At 61.3% G+C, this 14,215-nt stretch carries 16 protein-coding genes; 6 read left to right on the forward strand and 10 right to left on the reverse strand.

The window, feature by feature from the left end:
- Positions 1 to 19: 19 nt before the first annotated feature.
- From ASE36_RS12400 to ASE36_RS12420, 5 genes are all read right to left on the reverse strand, one after another.
- Positions 20 to 415, reverse strand: coding sequence for a DUF930 domain-containing protein (locus tag ASE36_RS12400; RefSeq protein WP_062281319.1), 396 nt, complete (start codon positions 413 to 415; stop codon positions 20 to 22).
- 440 nt (positions 416 to 855) lie between these two features.
- Positions 856 to 1,410, reverse strand: a complete 555-nt coding sequence (locus ASE36_RS12405) for a sarcosine oxidase subunit gamma (RefSeq protein ID WP_062279734.1) — start codon at positions 1,408 to 1,410, stop codon at positions 856 to 858.
- 10 nt (positions 1,411 to 1,420) lie between these two features.
- Entirely contained in the window at positions 1,421 to 4,378 is a 2,958-nt protein-coding gene (locus ASE36_RS12410; RefSeq protein ID WP_062279736.1) for a sarcosine oxidase subunit alpha family protein, read from the reverse strand.
- Positions 4,375 to 4,656: a sarcosine oxidase subunit delta gene (locus tag ASE36_RS12415; RefSeq protein WP_062279739.1), complete on the reverse strand. Its 282-nt coding sequence runs from the start codon at positions 4,654 to 4,656 to the stop codon at positions 4,375 to 4,377. Before ASE36_RS12415 ends, ASE36_RS12410 begins: the two co-directional genes overlap by 4 nt.
- A 9-nt stretch (positions 4,657 to 4,665) precedes the next feature.
- A complete protein-coding gene (locus ASE36_RS12420; protein WP_062279741.1) occupies positions 4,666 to 5,919 on the reverse strand; it encodes a sarcosine oxidase subunit beta family protein in 1,254 nt (417 codons plus the stop codon).
- 243 nt (positions 5,920 to 6,162) lie between these two features.
- Between ASE36_RS12420 and cysQ the strand changes: the two genes are divergently transcribed.
- The gene (cysQ, locus tag ASE36_RS12425) at positions 6,163 to 6,948 is read left to right on the forward strand and encodes a 3'(2'),5'-bisphosphate nucleotidase CysQ (protein ID WP_200945177.1); all 786 of its coding nucleotides are present in this window, start codon (positions 6,163 to 6,165) and stop codon (positions 6,946 to 6,948) included.
- 130 nt (positions 6,949 to 7,078) lie between these two features.
- Positions 7,079 to 8,101 carry a DUF2793 domain-containing protein gene (locus ASE36_RS12430; RefSeq protein WP_062279743.1) on the forward strand — a complete coding sequence of 341 codons (1,023 nt, stop codon included), beginning with the start codon at positions 7,079 to 7,081 and terminating at the stop codon, positions 8,099 to 8,101.
- Positions 8,102 to 8,174: 73 nt separating this feature from the next.
- On the opposite strand, the gene ASE36_RS12435 is transcribed toward ASE36_RS12430, so the two are convergent.
- On the reverse strand, positions 8,175 to 8,915 hold the full coding sequence (locus ASE36_RS12435) for a helix-turn-helix transcriptional regulator (protein WP_062279745.1): 741 nt from the start codon (positions 8,913 to 8,915) through the stop codon (positions 8,175 to 8,177).
- A 402-nt stretch (positions 8,916 to 9,317) separates the two neighbouring features.
- On the opposite strand from ASE36_RS12435, the gene ASE36_RS12440 reads away from it, so the two are divergent.
- Positions 9,318 to 9,593, forward strand: a complete 276-nt coding sequence (locus ASE36_RS12440; protein ID WP_006725852.1) for a DUF1153 domain-containing protein — start codon at positions 9,318 to 9,320, stop codon at positions 9,591 to 9,593.
- Positions 9,594 to 9,678: 85 nt separating this feature from the next.
- Here the strand turns inward: ASE36_RS12440 and ASE36_RS12445 are convergent, their stop codons facing one another.
- Entirely contained in the window at positions 9,679 to 10,140 is a 462-nt protein-coding gene (locus tag ASE36_RS12445; protein WP_244474731.1) for a paraquat-inducible protein A, read from the reverse strand.
- Between the two features lie 106 nt (positions 10,141 to 10,246).
- Between ASE36_RS12445 and ASE36_RS12450 the strand changes: the two genes are divergently transcribed.
- Positions 10,247 to 10,534, forward strand: coding sequence for a GNAT family N-acetyltransferase (locus ASE36_RS12450; protein WP_062279747.1), 288 nt, complete (start codon positions 10,247 to 10,249; stop codon positions 10,532 to 10,534).
- 99 nt (positions 10,535 to 10,633) lie between these two features.
- Here ASE36_RS12450 and ASE36_RS12455 read toward each other — a convergent pair whose 3' ends face one another.
- Entirely contained in the window at positions 10,634 to 10,984 is a 351-nt protein-coding gene (locus ASE36_RS12455; RefSeq protein ID WP_062279749.1) for a flagellar export protein FliJ, read from the reverse strand.
- A gap of 433 nt (positions 10,985 to 11,417) precedes the next feature.
- Between ASE36_RS12455 and ctrA the strand changes: the two genes are divergently transcribed.
- Entirely contained in the window at positions 11,418 to 12,119 is a 702-nt protein-coding gene (gene ctrA, locus ASE36_RS12460; RefSeq protein WP_054148338.1) for a response regulator transcription factor CtrA, read from the forward strand.
- 173 nt (positions 12,120 to 12,292) lie between these two features.
- On the opposite strand, the gene ASE36_RS12465 is transcribed toward ctrA, so the two are convergent.
- Positions 12,293 to 12,655 carry a response regulator gene (locus ASE36_RS12465; protein ID WP_062279751.1) on the reverse strand — a complete coding sequence of 121 codons (363 nt, stop codon included), beginning with the start codon at positions 12,653 to 12,655 and terminating at the stop codon, positions 12,293 to 12,295.
- 114 nt (positions 12,656 to 12,769) lie between these two features.
- Positions 12,770 to 13,411 carry a histidine phosphotransferase ChpT gene (chpT, locus tag ASE36_RS12470; RefSeq protein ID WP_062281327.1) on the reverse strand — a complete coding sequence of 214 codons (642 nt, stop codon included), beginning with the start codon at positions 13,409 to 13,411 and terminating at the stop codon, positions 12,770 to 12,772.
- A 244-nt stretch (positions 13,412 to 13,655) separates the two neighbouring features.
- Between chpT and ASE36_RS12475 the strand changes: the two genes are divergently transcribed.
- A complete protein-coding gene (locus ASE36_RS12475; protein WP_244474763.1) occupies positions 13,656 to 14,189 on the forward strand; it encodes a DUF1134 domain-containing protein in 534 nt (177 codons plus the stop codon).
- Positions 14,190 to 14,215 lie beyond the last annotated feature (26 nt).

The following is a 14,215-nucleotide window of genomic DNA, read 5'->3' on the forward strand; positions in this document are numbered from 1 at the left end:
GGCAGCACATACACCCTGATCAGTCTGACGGCTCGCCCTCGTCTGGAAGACTGAACTCCTGCCAGTCTTCCCTGGGGATTGCCTCGCCGACCTGGAACTCAAAAGCAACCACCTTCTGTCGGTTGGGGGTCAAATCGCATTTGAATTGCAACTTGTACCAGTCTTCACGGCTGTGCAGCGCCGCCCCCTCCGCAGTGAACGAGGTCCCATTGAAGTGGGTGACGGCCATGGCATACGCAATGATTCGATCGGGTCTGAGATCACCGTTCCATTCCGCGACCTGCGCCATGGCTTCGAGATTGCAAAGCTGTTCCACCCGTTCGGCGGGAGCCAGCTCCGAAAGCGCCTTACGAACGCCGACGCTTCGGCGATCATCCAGGACGCTCTCGGACAACATCTTCCGGGGCTTCACCATGGCTGGCTCTTCCCCGACAGGTTGAAGTTCGTCAGGCGCCGCCGTTTGGTGCCCGGGCGGGTCCTGTGACATCGCATCCTCCGCCGTCGACAAGCCGATTGGAACGTGTTGAGCCACAGGCTGCGTGACGATGTGTACGTCTATGGGCTGCTCCGGGTCGACAGCCAGTCGAGGCGGAATAGACCTCAGAGGAAGGATGGCGAGCACACCAAGATGGAGCAGCAAAGACGCGGCTAGAGGCACCGCGTCGACGTTCCTTCCGTTCCGACTGCGATGGTCAGACCCGCGCATCAGGCGGCGGTGCAGGGGCAAATAACATCACGGCTCCAGAGAATGACTACTCAGAAGAGCAACCAAGCAGAGCATGTCTTCCAAATTGTGGCGAAGCCAGCCTTCACAGCAACAATCAAAAGGGTCGCGATCGCGCCGCTCGCGGGTCTTTAAGCCGCAAACCCCGCCGTCAGCGCAAATTCCCGCCCCATTTCGCAGACCTCATCAAACAGGAAGCCGGCAAAGCTGCGCATGACGATGATCTCGAACGTGTCCTCGCCTGTCCGGGCAAGATTGGCAGTCACATGGCAGATCTGGCAATTGGTCGACTGGCCGATCTCGAACAGATCGGGGTGAAGATCGAGCGCCGTGCATTTGGCAAGAATCGCCCTGACACGCGGGCCAGCGATGCTGAGAACCACACGTCCGTCGCTCTGGTCGACGGAAGACGCGCGGGTCGCCCCGAAGTCTGCCAGCTGCCGCGCGATCGTGTCCGCGGCAACGAGCTCACTGACGACGAGCCATTCGCCCGGTCCGCAGACGCGCACTGCCATGTCTTCGAGATTTGTCAGCGCCTCCTCGATATCGGCCTCATGCCCCGGATGGGCGAGCACGGAGAAGACGGAAACGGCCCGCAGGATCGCCAGATGATGCGGATTGGGCGTCGCTTCGAAACCGGAAATGTGGTCCTCGAGCACGTGACGGGCGGCATAGGTCACCGGCATGGTCGGATCCTCACAGGTTCAGTTTCTTGTTGTCGGGGTCGTAGAAGACGGGGCTGACGACCTCGGCCAGCACTTCCGAACCGCGCAAGCCGTCCCAGACGACGATCTTCTCGCCCAGCCGCTCGCGGCCGGATTTGAGGAAGGCGAGGCCGATCGTGTGGCCGAACGTTGGCGAATGGCAGACGGAGGACACCCAGCCCTGATCGTTCAGTGTCGACGGTTTGACGTTCTCCTTCAGGAGATGCGCGCCGGCGGCGAATGTCTTGTCACGCTCCACCGGCTTCAAGCCGACGAGTTGCGGACGATCGGCCGCGGTCAGCCCAAAGCGGCTCGACAGCCGTTTGCCGATGAAGTCGGGCTTCTGCGTCGAGAACATCTTGCCGAGGCCGACATCGTCCGGCGTCGTGCGCCCGTCGATTTCGCTATGGGTGATGAAACCCTTTTCGATGCGCAGCACGTTGAGTGCCTCGACGCCGTAGGCGCAGATTCCATGCGGCCTACCGGCCGCCATGATCGCATCGGCAACCGCCTCGCCGTAATTGGCGGGCACTGCCACTTCGAAGGCGAGTTCGCCGGAAAAGGAAATGCGGAAGAGCCGCGCCTTCAAGCCGCCCTTGAGCAGCACCTCGCGGGCAGACAGGAACGGGAAGGCCTCGTCGGAGATATCATCTTCCACGATCTGTTCGAGGATAATCCGAGCCTTGGGACCCGCGACCGACATCTGCGCCCACTGATCGCTGGAGGAGACGAAACGGACGTCGAGATCCGGCCAGAGAACCTGGGCGCAGAATTCGAGATGCGTCATGACCTCGCCGGCATAGGCCGTCGTGGTGGTCATGAAGAAATGCTCGTCCGACAGCCGGCTCGTCGTGCCGTCATCGAAGATCATCCCGTCTTCGCGCAGCATCAGCCCGTAGCGCGCCTTGCCGACCGGCAGCTTGAGGAAGGCGTTGGAATAGACGCGGTTCAAGAATTCCGCCGCGTCCTTGCCGAAGATCTCGATCTTGCCGAGCGTCGAGACATCGCAGATGCCGGCATTGGCGCGGATGTTCAAGACTTCGCGGTCAACGGCTTCGCGCCAGGTCTTCTCGCCATCGCGCGGGAACCAAGAAGAGCGATACCAGAGGCCGGATTCGACGAAGACGGCGCCGTTTCTCTTTGCCCAGCCATGCAACGGTGAGGTGCGCACGGGCCGCGAATGTTCACCCCGTGAGGTGCCCGCCATCGCCCCGAAGGAAACGGGCGTGTAGAAGGGCCGGAAGGTCGTGGTGCCGATCTCGGCAGGCGACACGCCACGCATGCCGGCCATGATGCCGATGGTTGCGACATTGCCGAGCTTGCCCTGATCGGTCGCCATGCCGCCGGTCGTATAGCGCTTGGTGTGCTCGACGTGACCCATGGCCTCGCGCTGGGCAAGGCTCAGGTCCTTCACATGCACATCGTTCTGGAAGTCGACGAAGGCCTTGGACTTGGCGCCCGGCACGTACCAGAGCGGCGCGAAGCTCGCGTCGTATTCGCCCTCGACTTCGGGCACATCCACATTGCCGACGAGACGACCCAGATCGCCGATCGCCTCGTGTGCCTTGTCCGCACCGTCGCGCAAGACGGCGGCAAGCGAGGCATGACCGGCCGCAGAACCGGCAATCCGCAGCCCCTGCCCCACATCCGGCGCCAGGAAGGCCTGATGCTCGTCCGACCAGGTGGGCTTCGCGCCACGCTGGCAGGCAAGATGCACGATCGGGCTATAGCCGCCGCTCATGGCAAGCGCATCGCAGGCTATCTCTTCCTGATGGCCGACACGTTCGGCGAGCAGGCTTTTGATGCGGAGATGACCCTTGGTATCGACAACCGAACCGCCACGGATAACCCGCACGCCGGAGGGCGCAATATCAGAAGACTGTGCCCGCCCGTCGATGATAGCAGCGACACCCACCCCGGCTGCCACCAGATCGGCAGCCGTACGATAGCCCGCACCACCATTGGTGAAGATGGCGACGTTCTGGCCTGCGGCCACGCCATAGCGATTGAGGTAGGTTCTAACCGCGCCCGAGGTCATCACACCCGGCTTGTCGTTGCCGCCGAAAACCAGCGGCCGCTCTTCGGCGCCGGAGGCCAGGATCGCCCGCTTGGCAACGATACGCCAGACACGCTCGACCGGCAGTTCGCTCGACGGCTGCGCGACATGCTTCTGCACCTTTTCGACGGCACCAAAGACATTGTCGTCATACCAGCCGAAGACGGTGGTGCGCGGCATCAGCGTGACATTGGAAAGGCTCTTCAACTCCTCGACGACGGAGGCGGCGTACTCGGCCGCCGGCACGCCGCCGACAGTCACCCGTTCGTTGAGCAGCGAACCGCCAAGCCTAAAGCCTTCATCCGCCAGAATGACGCGAAGCCCGGCGCGCGCCGCAGCCCGCGCCGCCATCAAACCGGCGGGGCCGGAACCGATCACCAGGAGGTCGCAATGCGCCCAGGCCTTTTCGTAGCGATCGGGATCGGCGATGAACGGCGTCTTGCCAAGGCCAGCCGCTTTCCGGATGATCGGCTCATAGAGCTTTTCCCAGAAGGCCTTAGGCCACATGAAGGTCTTGTAGTAGAAGCCGGCCGAGAGAAATGGCGACAACAGGCTGTTGACCGAGCCGATGTCGTATTTGAGCGACGGCCAGCGGTTCTGGCTGTTGGCTTCGAGTCCATGATAAAGCTCGGCGACAGTGGCGCGTGTATTCGGCTCGGTGCGACCGTCCTTGCCGATCGTCACCAGCGCATTCGGCTCTGCCGCACCTGCCGTCACGATGCCGCGCGGGCGGTGATATTTGAAGGAGCGTCCGACCAGCAACTGGTCATTGGCGAGCAGCGCTGAGGCCAGCGTGTCGCCTTCATAGCCGGTATAGGTCTGCCCATCGAACGAAAAGGAGAGCGTGCGGGCGCGGTTGACAAGCCCGCCGGAGGAAAGCCGGGAACCGGTCATCGCGCGGCCTCCTTCGCGTAATCGCTCGCATCCGTCACACTGTAGACCTCGTGGCTCCCAGCATTGTCGCGCTCGACCACCAGCCAACGGCGACAGCCGCTCGAATGGTGCCAGTGCTCGACGATCCGCCCCTTTGGATTGTCGCGGATGAAGACATAACGAACCCAGTCATCGTCAGGCGCGCCCGGTGCCGGACGGATCGGGCTTGCATCGCCGCGAATGCTGAACTCTTCCTTGGGACGAACGCCGCAATGCGGACAGGTGATCAGGCTTGCCATGGCGATGTCTCAATGCAGGTTTGGTTGAGGGCCCTTGCCGCCTTCGTCGACGGCAAAACCGCGTTCGAAACGATCAAGGCGCAACAGGCGGGCCACGGGATGGGCCTCGTTCTTGGCGATCAGGTGGGCAAAGCAGAAGCCGGAGGCCGGCGTCGCCTTGAAGCCGCCATAGCACCAGCCGCAATTCAGATAGAGATTGTCGATCGGTGTTCGGTCGATGATCGGCGAACCGTCCATCGACATGTCCATCGCACCACCCCAGGACCGCAGCACCCGGACGCGCGACAGGCCGGGGATCAGCGAGACACCCTCCTCGATCGTATGCTCGACCGTCGCCAGATTGCCGCGCTGGGCGTATGAAGAATAGTAGTCGATATCGGCCCCGAAGACCAAGCCGCCCTTGTCGGACTGCGAAATATAGAAGTGCCCGGCGCCATAGGTAATGACATTGTCGATCACGGGCTTGATGCCTTCCGAGACGAAAGCCTGCAGCACATGCGTCTCGATCGGAAGGTCAAGCCCCGCCATCTTGCCGGTGACCGAGGTGTGCCCGGCGGTCGCGAGCGCCAGCTTGTTGCAGCCGATGAAGCCTTTGGTCGTCTCGACGCCGGTCACCTGGCCAAGCTCGTCGCGGCGGATGCCGGTCACTTCGCAATGCTGGATGAGATCCACGCCGCGCTCGTCGGCGCCGCGTCCATAGCCCCAGGCCACCGCGTCATGGCGGGCCGTGCCGCCGCGCCGTTGCAAGAGGCCGCCGAGGATCGGGAAGCGCGCATGATTGAAATTAAGATAAGGCATCATCGCCTTGACCTGCTCGCGGTCGAGCAGTTCGGCAGCCACCCCATGCATCATCATCGCATTGCCGCGCCGCGCATAGGCGTCGCGCTGACCGTCGGTATGGAAGAGATTGACGATGCCACGCTGGGAGACCATGGCATTGTAGTTGAAGTCCTGCTCCAACCCTTCCCACAGCTTCATCGACAGCTCGTAGAACGGCTCGTTGCCCTCGAGCATGTAGTTGGAGCGGATGATCGTGGTATTGCGCCCGACATTCCCACCGCCGAGATAGCCTTTCTCGATGACAGCGACATTGGTGATGCCGAATTCCTTGGCGAGGTAATAGGCAGTGGAAAGGCCATGCCCCCCGCCCCCGACGATAACCACGTCATAATGCGGCTTCGGCTGCGGCTCGCGCCACATCGGCGCCCAGTTCCGGTTGCCGGAAAGCGCCTGGCGGAAGATCGAAAGGGCGGAATAACGCATCGAACAACCTCTGCAAATGTCGCGTCACATTCGCATAGGCGTCACAAAGAGCAAGCGCGATCAGGACAAAAACTATGCTGTTTGAGACATGGAACACAGGTTTGAACGCAGTGCAGCAAGAAGGACGCAGCACGAGGACAAGGATGCATCGAGGCTTCACAAGCCAAGCCCCTCGCTCTACATCGGCTTTCTGAAACTGAGCAAAAATGCCCACAGGAGAGCCCCATGCCGCCGATGACGGAAATCTTGAAGCTGTTTGAACAGACAGCCCTTTCCGTCGGACCCGTCATTCTCGATATCTACAGGGCCGGTCCCGATGTCCGCCTGAAGGGTGACCGGACGCCGGTGACGGAGGCAGACGAGGCGGCGGAGCGCATCATTCTCGCAGCCCTTGAACGGAATCTGCCCGAGATTCCCGTCGTCGCCGAGGAAGAAGCGGCGGCGGGACGGCTCCCCGACATTTCCGCTGGTCGTTTCATTCTGGTCGATCCGCTCGATGGCACGCGGGAATTCATCGGCGGCCATGACGATTTCACCGTAAATATTGCACTCGTCGAAAACGGCGAGCCGATTGCCGGCGTCGTCTATGCCCCCGCCCTCGGCACCGCCTATCTGGGCGCCGAAGGTAAGGCGGAACGCCTGGCTGTCGGGGCTGACTTTGAGGTCACCGAACGCCGCCCAATCCGCACGCGTCTGCGTCCGCCCGCCCCTTGCGCCCTGATCAGCCGCTCGCACAACAGCGAAGCGACCATCGCCTTCATCGAGGAGGCCAGCATCCCCGAAAGGCGTGCCGTGGGCTCGTCGCTGAAATTCTGCCTGCTGGCGGAAGGCAATGCCGATGTCTATCCGCGCTTCGGCCGCACCATGGAATGGGACACCGCCGCCGGCGATGCCGTTTTGCGGGCAGCAGGCGGCATCACCGCCACGACCAATGGCGCGCCGCTCACCTATGGCAAGCGCGAACAGGACGATGCGCCCTTTGCCAATCCCAACTTTATTGCCTGGGCAGACCCGCAAAAGCGGGGATGAGTTTCAAGGTTTTTCCTTTGTAATCAAAGGGGCGTAGTGCATTTCATCCCCCACCCGTGACAGGGCCGCATACTTCTCCTCCATCGCCCGCAGCTGCAATCCGCAGCCGGGCCACCAAGAGGAGAGACCGATGTCCGACACCACGACCCGACTGGACCTGCCTTACATCCTGCCCGCTCAGGCGCAAAAGCACGTCACCCACAACGAAGCCCTGCAGAGACTGGATGCTGTCGTCCAGCTGGTGATCGACAGCGAGCGCAGCGATCCGCCGGACAGCCCTGCCGAAGGCGAGATCCACTGGATCGGCGGCCCGGGTACCGGCGCCTTTGCCGGACGAGACGGCATGCTGGCCGCGCGTCAGGATGGTGTCTGGACCTTTATCGCCCCACAATCCGGCTGGCAGGCGGTCTTCCGCGACAGCGGCACCTTCACCATCTTTGACGGCAGCGAATGGCAGGTCCCTGCCCTGCCGGACGACCTTCTTGCCGACCGGCTCGGCATATCCGGCACGCCCGACGCCTATAACCGTCTCCTGGTCCAGTCGCCCGGCAGCCTGTTCAATCACGCCGGCGGCAGCCACCGGATGAGCATCAACAAGGCGGCGACCGGCGAAACGGCCAGCCTCATCTTCCAGTCCAACTGGCAGGCCCGCACCGAAATGGGTCTCGCCGGCGAGGACCGCTTCTCCTTCAAGATGTATGGCGATGCCACGGGCTGGCGGCAGGCAATCGCAATCTCGCCGGAAGGCTATGTCCACCATGACCAGCGGCCGCTTGCCCGCGCAGCCCTGTCATCCGCAACCTTCACCCCCGCCGCCGGCAGCTTTACCGGCTTCGATACCCTGCATCTGGCCGGCGGCGACATGGCACTCGGCGCAGCCCTCTCCTCCGAATATGGGCGCCGCCTGATTGTCCCGGCCTCCGGCTATTACCTGCTGGCACTCACCGCGACCGCAGACGATGCAGCCCATACGCTCCATGTCAGCCGCAATGGCAGTGCCGACATCGCGAGCCACAGCGGCAGCGCTGGAACATCGAGCACCACCGCCCTCGCCTGGCTCAATAGCGGCGATACATTGACCCTTCGCCACGCCAACGCGGCCCAGTACCAGTTCGGTTACGGCCGCACGGAGCTTTGCGTCTACCTGCTGTGAAGACCGGGGTGTCAAAATGGAAAAAGCCGCCCGGGATGGGGCGCCTTTCGGAAACGATGATCGCTGATATGCTTCAGAGCAGCCGATAGCGACAGGCGCGCGCCACCGCCTGCATGCGGTTGACCGCTTCGAGCTTGCGCATCGCACTCTTCAGATAGCTGACAACGGTATGCGTCGAGATATCGAGAATGATGGCGATCTCGTCGCTGCTCTTGCCGGCAGCCGACCAGCGCAGACATTCGATCTCGCGGGCCGAAAGCTTTTCCTTCGGCCCCGGCCGGGGCACCACGCTTTCGACGCCGCTGTCGAGCAATTCCATGGCAGAGAGCTGCATCAGTGCCAGTTCATCACGGTTGGGTCTCGTCGGGCGACCGGAATAAACGAGAATATACTGCGACTGATGACGGTCATGCAGACCAAAGGCGAGATGGCCCGAAGGCGCATGGTGCTCGAAAAGGGCCGAGATCGGATTGCGCGCTTCGGACGCCGCAGTACTCAAGAACAGGTTTTCCACCGAAAAGATCGGCAGTACCGTCTGCTTCAACCGCTGCACCAGGGCACTGCCGGCGAACACCTCTGCCTGCTCATAGGCCAGCCGCAACTCGTCCGGCCAGGTCACGACCAGCAGATTGGCAGAAAATTCGGGGCTGTCGGCCTTCGGAAAGCGCGCGAGAAGACAGTGGGTGAAGCCGTAAGAGCGGCCGAGCGCAACGAGATCCCGCGCGAAAGCGCCAGAACTATCGGCATCGCTGCGCATCAGGTCGGCGTGATCGCCCAGATCGTGGCGACGCGCCACTTCAGTCGGCCTAAACATCGAACTCCTTTCGACCGGATGAACGTCCGGCCGGGACTTGGCTGTGTCTGAACAAAGAATCGTTCCGATACGGAACAGGTATCAGTCGGGCCTGTCGCCGATCTTGCGGGTAAATTACCGTCAGCAAGGGGAGAAAAACGATGCCGACCGCCGAAACGTGCATGGCCCGAGGCATCCTGGGCGCTCTGATCGCATGAATGGCCCGACCCGAGTAGCCGGTCTGTCTGCATAACACCCATGCAACTGCCGCAAGTTTACGCAGCGTAAGGCGGAAATGGCGCGAATCTCCGCCAGAACCACACAGAGAAATTATTATCAAATGCTTACAACCTGCTTAGGCAAATTTTAAAGCATCGCCCCTAGTATGCGGCTGTGTGGTCTTGAGTTTGTATAGAGAGTCCAATGACCGAAATGATCCGCCCACGAGTTAAATATGTCATCGGCCCCGATGGCAGCCCCCTGACGATTGCCGATCTTCCGCCGGCCAACACACGCCGCTGGGTGATCCGCCGCAAGGCTGAGGTTGTTGCAGCGGTCCGCGGTGGCCTGTTGAGCCTCGAAGAGGCCTGCGAACGTTACACGCTGACGGTCGAGGAATTCCTCTCCTGGCAGTCTTCCATAAACGATCACGGTCTCCCGGGCCTGCGCACCACCCGCATCCAGCAGTATCGCCATTAATCTCTTCTGTGCCGGCCTGTCCGGCGCGCTTTAGATTTTCAGAAAAAGACCCATCACAGAACCGGCACGGCCCCGCCTGCCGGTTTTATACATCCCGCCGAGCACCCTTCGGCCATCCGTGTAGCACGGCCACCATCAGGCTCGATCCCGCATAGAACCAGAGACCCGGCTGGGCAAAGGCCTGCGCCAATCCGCTGGTCTTGGTCGCGAAGATCACGATCGCGACCAGCAGCACATCCATCATCGACCAGCGCGACAGGTGTGGGACGACCCGCCCGATCCAGCCGGGTTGACTTTTCCGATCCTCTGGCAGGCTTTCGGCGGTGACCAGCACCAGCTTGGCGATGGGAAAGACGATCGAGACTAGCCCGACGAGCACGGCCAGGACCATGTCCCCGCCCGTCCACAAGGCCGCGACGATGTCGGCAAGCGACGCATCGCTCTTCAGCACATAGAAGCTCTCGAACCGCATCAGCGGCAATGTCACTCCAAGTGCCAAAAACGCTGGCGCAAGAACCAGCAGCAAGGCTTTCGACCAGATCGACAACAAGCCTCTCCATGCTGAACGCTGTGTCACGGGCCGCAACATTGCCGCCAGCAGAAGCCCGATGTTAAACAGATGGCCGAGTTTGCGGCAACAGGAGGGCCAAGCGATGCAGTTCACCAGCGAGGACAAAGGCACCGGCGGCCGGTATCTCGGCCATGTCGACGGTGTCGAAGAGCCGGCGGGAATGACATTTTCCCGCGCATCCCCGACCCTCATCATCATCGACCATACCCAGGTCCCCGATGCGCTGCGCGGAAAGGGTGCGGGCCAGGCGCTCGCCGAACATGCAGTCGCAGAAGCACGCAAGGGCGGCTGGAAGATCATCCCGCTCTGCCCCTTCATGAAGGCGCAGATGGACCGTCACCCCGACTGGAACGACGTGCGCAAGAGCTGAACCCGCAGAAAAGCCAGCCCCATAAACGCATGAAGGCGGGCGCAGACAAAGCTGCGACCGCCTTTTTCCTAGTCTCAATGGGCTTAAACCGTCGTCGGTTCAGGCCCGAACACGCATCTGGCCGTCACGCTCTTCGAGCGCTGAGGCCTTCTGGTATTCCGCTTCTGCCTCTTCCAATGCCAATTCTGCAGCTTCCTGCTGGACCTTCAGTTCCCGAATCGAGACCTGAAGATTGTCCGCGCGCTGGCGAGCAGCCTTGGCGAAGGTGGGATAGGCGAAATGATTGGGATCCGTGATGCCGGACTTTTTCTCCTCGATGCCGATTTGAGCTTCGAGCTCTTTCGCCATCCGTTCGAACTCCGCCATCATCGACTGCAACTGCTGCAATTGCCGACGCTTTTCGGTAACCTGAAAACCTTTCAGGCGAACCAGGCTCTCACGCGACTTCATACGCAATACTCCCGTGATGCGAGACCCCCCGCCACACTTGCTACTCAACACGCCGACCGCGAACCGTCCAAAAAAAGTCTGCGGCGTTAACAAAAAGCTACCCTTGGTAACCTTTCGTTTACGGGCATCGTTAATGATAAGGCGGATCACTTAAGGGTCAGTAAATGCCAGCGCCGGAAAACGGCACATGACAATGATGAGTCAAATGAATCGGTTACGGGTAAAACCTGAGGCGCAGATTCAAGTGTGGCGATGACCGAAACACATGCAAAATCATGGGGCTGAAATCTTTGCTTAATAAATCCGATACACCTTGCCAGAGGGAATCAGAATTTGTTAACCATTTGGTGGCAGCCTGCAAATCAGGCAACGACTGGATCCGTATCGCGTAGGGGGACATCTCGACCTTTCGGCGGCGGTAAAGGGGATAAATATGCGGGTTCTACTCATCGAAGACGACAGCGCGACCGCTCAGAGCATCGAATTGATGCTCAAATCGGAAAGCTTTAACGTCTATACAACCGACCTCGGCGAAGAAGGTGTCGATCTCGGTAAGCTCTACGACTACGATATCATTCTGCTCGACCTTAACCTCCCCGACATGTCCGGCTACGAGGTGCTTCGCACGCTCCGCCTGTCGAAGGTAAAGACCCCGATCCTCATTCTCTCCGGCATGGCCGGCATCGAGGACAAGGTACGCGGTCTCGGTTTCGGCGCCGACGACTATATGACGAAGCCCTTCCACAAGGATGAGCTCGTTGCCCGCATTCACGCGATCGTCCGTCGCTCCAAGGGTCACGCCCAGTCGATCATCATCACCGGTGAGCTGATCGTGAACCTGGACGCCAAGACCGTCGAAGTTGGCGGCCAGCGCGTCCACCTCACGGGCAAGGAATACCAGATGCTCGAGCTGCTCTCGCTGCGCAAGGGCACGACGCTGACCAAGGAAATGTTCCTCAACCACCTCTATGGCGGCATGGACGAACCGGAACTGAAGATCATCGACGTCTTCATCTGCAAGCTGCGCAAGAAGCTCGCAAATGCGGCCGGTGGCGCCAACTACATCGAAACCGTCTGGGGCCGCGGCTATGTGCTGCGCGAGCCGGATGGCGCGGAATACATGGAAACGGCCTGATCCGTCTCCCCGCATTCGTTGCCTCGAAAAGGCCCGCATCATCGATGCGGGCCTTTTGCGTTCCATCTGGGGCAAGAACCCCGCCCTGCCCGAACTGACACCGGACAATGAAAAAGGCGGCTACCCGAAGGTGCCGCCTATGAACCTATTTGGAATTTCGGGGAGACCGCCCCTCAGGCCGCCATGGCCTTGTCGCCGAATGTCGCCGTCAGGATCTGGCGATCGAAGGGCTTCAGCAGGAAATCGTTGGCGCCGGCCCGCTTGCCGGCCATCATCACCTTCAACTCGGCCTCGATGACGCAGTAATAGATCCGCACGTCCTTGCCGTTCGGCAGAGCGCGCACATTGGTGATCAGATCCAGCGCATCGTCCATGGCTGCATCGACGATCAGGAAATGGGGCAATTCGCGCTCGCAAAGCACAAGCGCCTCCCGACCGGTCGACACATCCGCAACCTGGAAGCCGAGTTCCGCAAGAATCTTGCGGCCCACTTTGCGAACCACGTCCGAGCCGTCTGCAATCATGAGGCGCTTCATGGCCGTTTCCTCTCCCGTTGACGGGCAAATAGTCTTGCTGAGGCACCTTATGCCACAGCGCCTAAGGAACCGTTACCGCTTGGGGACGGCACCGGTCCCGAAACGGGACATCGATCAGACGACCTCCGCGGTGAAAGCGATCTCGCCTTCGCTCGGCAGGCATTTCAGCTCCATGCCGGCCTCATCCGCGAGGAGGACCGTGTAATATGGCTGGATCGTATGGGCATCGACTGCCTCTTCCAGGTGGCCGGACAGGATTTCCTGGTACTTGGGCGGCACGCGCAGCATGCGCCCCTTGGCGACGATCTTGAACTTCGCATCGGTTTCCGGATTTTCCAGAGTGATGTCGAGCGAGCCGCCGCGCGGGATCGCGCCATAGGCGACGAGGAAGAGGTTGAGCAGCAGCTTAACGCGGTTCTTGGCGATGATCGCGCGCGGACCGTTCCAGGTGATCTCCGTCTTCTTTTCCGCAGCCGCGAAATCCTTCGCCGCCTTTTCAGCCTCGCCGGTATCGATCGACGCGCCGACCGAGCCGGAGGCACCGAAGGCGAGGCGGGCAAACTTGAGGCGCACCGAGGCATTGAGCGCGCTGGTCCGGATCAGGTCCATCGCATCGGCATCGGCGCCGCCCTCGTCGAGCAGCTCCAGACCGTTGTTGATCGCACCAACCGGCGAGATCACGTCATGGCAGACGCGGCTGCACAAGAGGGCCGCGAGATCGGGACCCGCGAGCGTGAGATTGGGGTTTTTCGCCATGGTCGTCTCCAGAAGAGTGTCGTCGGTTGCGCAGCGGTCGAGCAGGAACATGGGGCTGCAGCATCACCGGATTCCGTGTCGGCCATAATGACACCATATTTGGTAAACCGATTATTAAGATGATGCTCGCTAGGTTTAATTACCCCCATCGGAGAAGCCGAATCCATCGACTTCACATCTAGGAGGCTCCATGCGTCACCTGACAATCCGCTCTTTCCCCGCCGCGCGGCTCTTCCTCCTCGGCATGTTTGTCCTGTCCGGACTGGCTGCAGCCCCCCGTCCCGTTCAGGCGGCAGGCGAATACACGATCCAGGAAGTGGTCGACGCCGGGCACGGCTTCTTCGGCGAGACCAGTGGCGCCCTTGCCAAGGTCATCGAACAGGCCTTCGAGCAGTATGGCCTGCCCAATGGTTACATCCTCGGCCAGGAAGGCTCCGGCGCCCTGATCGCCGGTCTCACCTATGGCGAAGGCACGCTCTATACGAAGAATGTCGGCCAGCACGACGTGTTCTGGCAGGGCCCCTCGCTCGGCATCGACTACGGCGGCAATGGTACCCGTGCCATGATGCTGGTCTACGACCTGCCGAATGTCGACACGCTTTATGCCCGCTATGGCGGCGTCAGCGGCTCGGCCTATATCGTTGCGGGCGTCGGCATGACGGTGCTGAAGAGCCGCGACGTCGTGCTGGTTCCGATCCGCACCGGCGTCGGCGCCCGCCTCGGTGTCAATGTCGGCTATCTGAAGCTGACACGCACCCCCACCTGGAACCCCTTCTGATATCGCACTCCAGGGAACTCAGGCTC

The sequence above is a fragment of the Rhizobium sp. Root274 genome (genome assembly GCF_001429245.1).
Classification (GTDB): domain Bacteria; phylum Pseudomonadota; class Alphaproteobacteria; order Rhizobiales; family Rhizobiaceae; genus Allorhizobium.

Coding starts and splice junctions, on each gene's coding strand:
- ASE36_RS12430 (WP_062279743.1), top strand. CDS start 7,079: ATGTCCGACACCACGACCCGACTGGACCTGCCTTACATCCTGCCCGCT.
- ASE36_RS12465 (WP_062279751.1), bottom strand. CDS start 12,655: ATGAAGCGCCTCATGATTGCAGACGGCTCGGACGTGGTTCGCAAAGTG.
- chpT (WP_062281327.1), bottom strand. CDS start 13,411: ATGGCGAAAAACCCCAATCTCACGCTCGCGGGTCCCGATCTCGCGGCC.
- ASE36_RS12440 (WP_006725852.1), top strand. CDS start 9,318: ATGACCGAAATGATCCGCCCACGAGTTAAATATGTCATCGGCCCCGAT.
- ASE36_RS12435 (WP_062279745.1), bottom strand. CDS start 8,915: ATGTTTAGGCCGACTGAAGTGGCGCGTCGCCACGATCTGGGCGATCAC.
- ctrA (WP_054148338.1), top strand. CDS start 11,418: ATGCGGGTTCTACTCATCGAAGACGACAGCGCGACCGCTCAGAGCATC.
- ASE36_RS12455 (WP_062279749.1), bottom strand. CDS start 10,984: ATGAAGTCGCGTGAGAGCCTGGTTCGCCTGAAAGGTTTTCAGGTTACC.
- ASE36_RS12420 (WP_062279741.1), bottom strand. CDS start 5,919: ATGCGTTATTCCGCCCTTTCGATCTTCCGCCAGGCGCTTTCCGGCAAC.
- ASE36_RS12410 (WP_062279736.1), bottom strand. CDS start 4,378: ATGACCGGTTCCCGGCTTTCCTCCGGCGGGCTTGTCAACCGCGCCCGC.
- ASE36_RS12405 (WP_062279734.1), bottom strand. CDS start 1,410: ATGCCGGTGACCTATGCCGCCCGTCACGTGCTCGAGGACCACATTTCC.
- ASE36_RS12450 (WP_062279747.1), top strand. CDS start 10,247: ATGCAGTTCACCAGCGAGGACAAAGGCACCGGCGGCCGGTATCTCGGC.
- ASE36_RS12475 (WP_244474763.1), top strand. CDS start 13,656: ATGTTTGTCCTGTCCGGACTGGCTGCAGCCCCCCGTCCCGTTCAGGCG.
- ASE36_RS12400 (WP_062281319.1), bottom strand. CDS start 415: ATGGTGAAGCCCCGGAAGATGTTGTCCGAGAGCGTCCTGGATGATCGC.
- ASE36_RS12415 (WP_062279739.1), bottom strand. CDS start 4,656: ATGGCAAGCCTGATCACCTGTCCGCATTGCGGCGTTCGTCCCAAGGAA.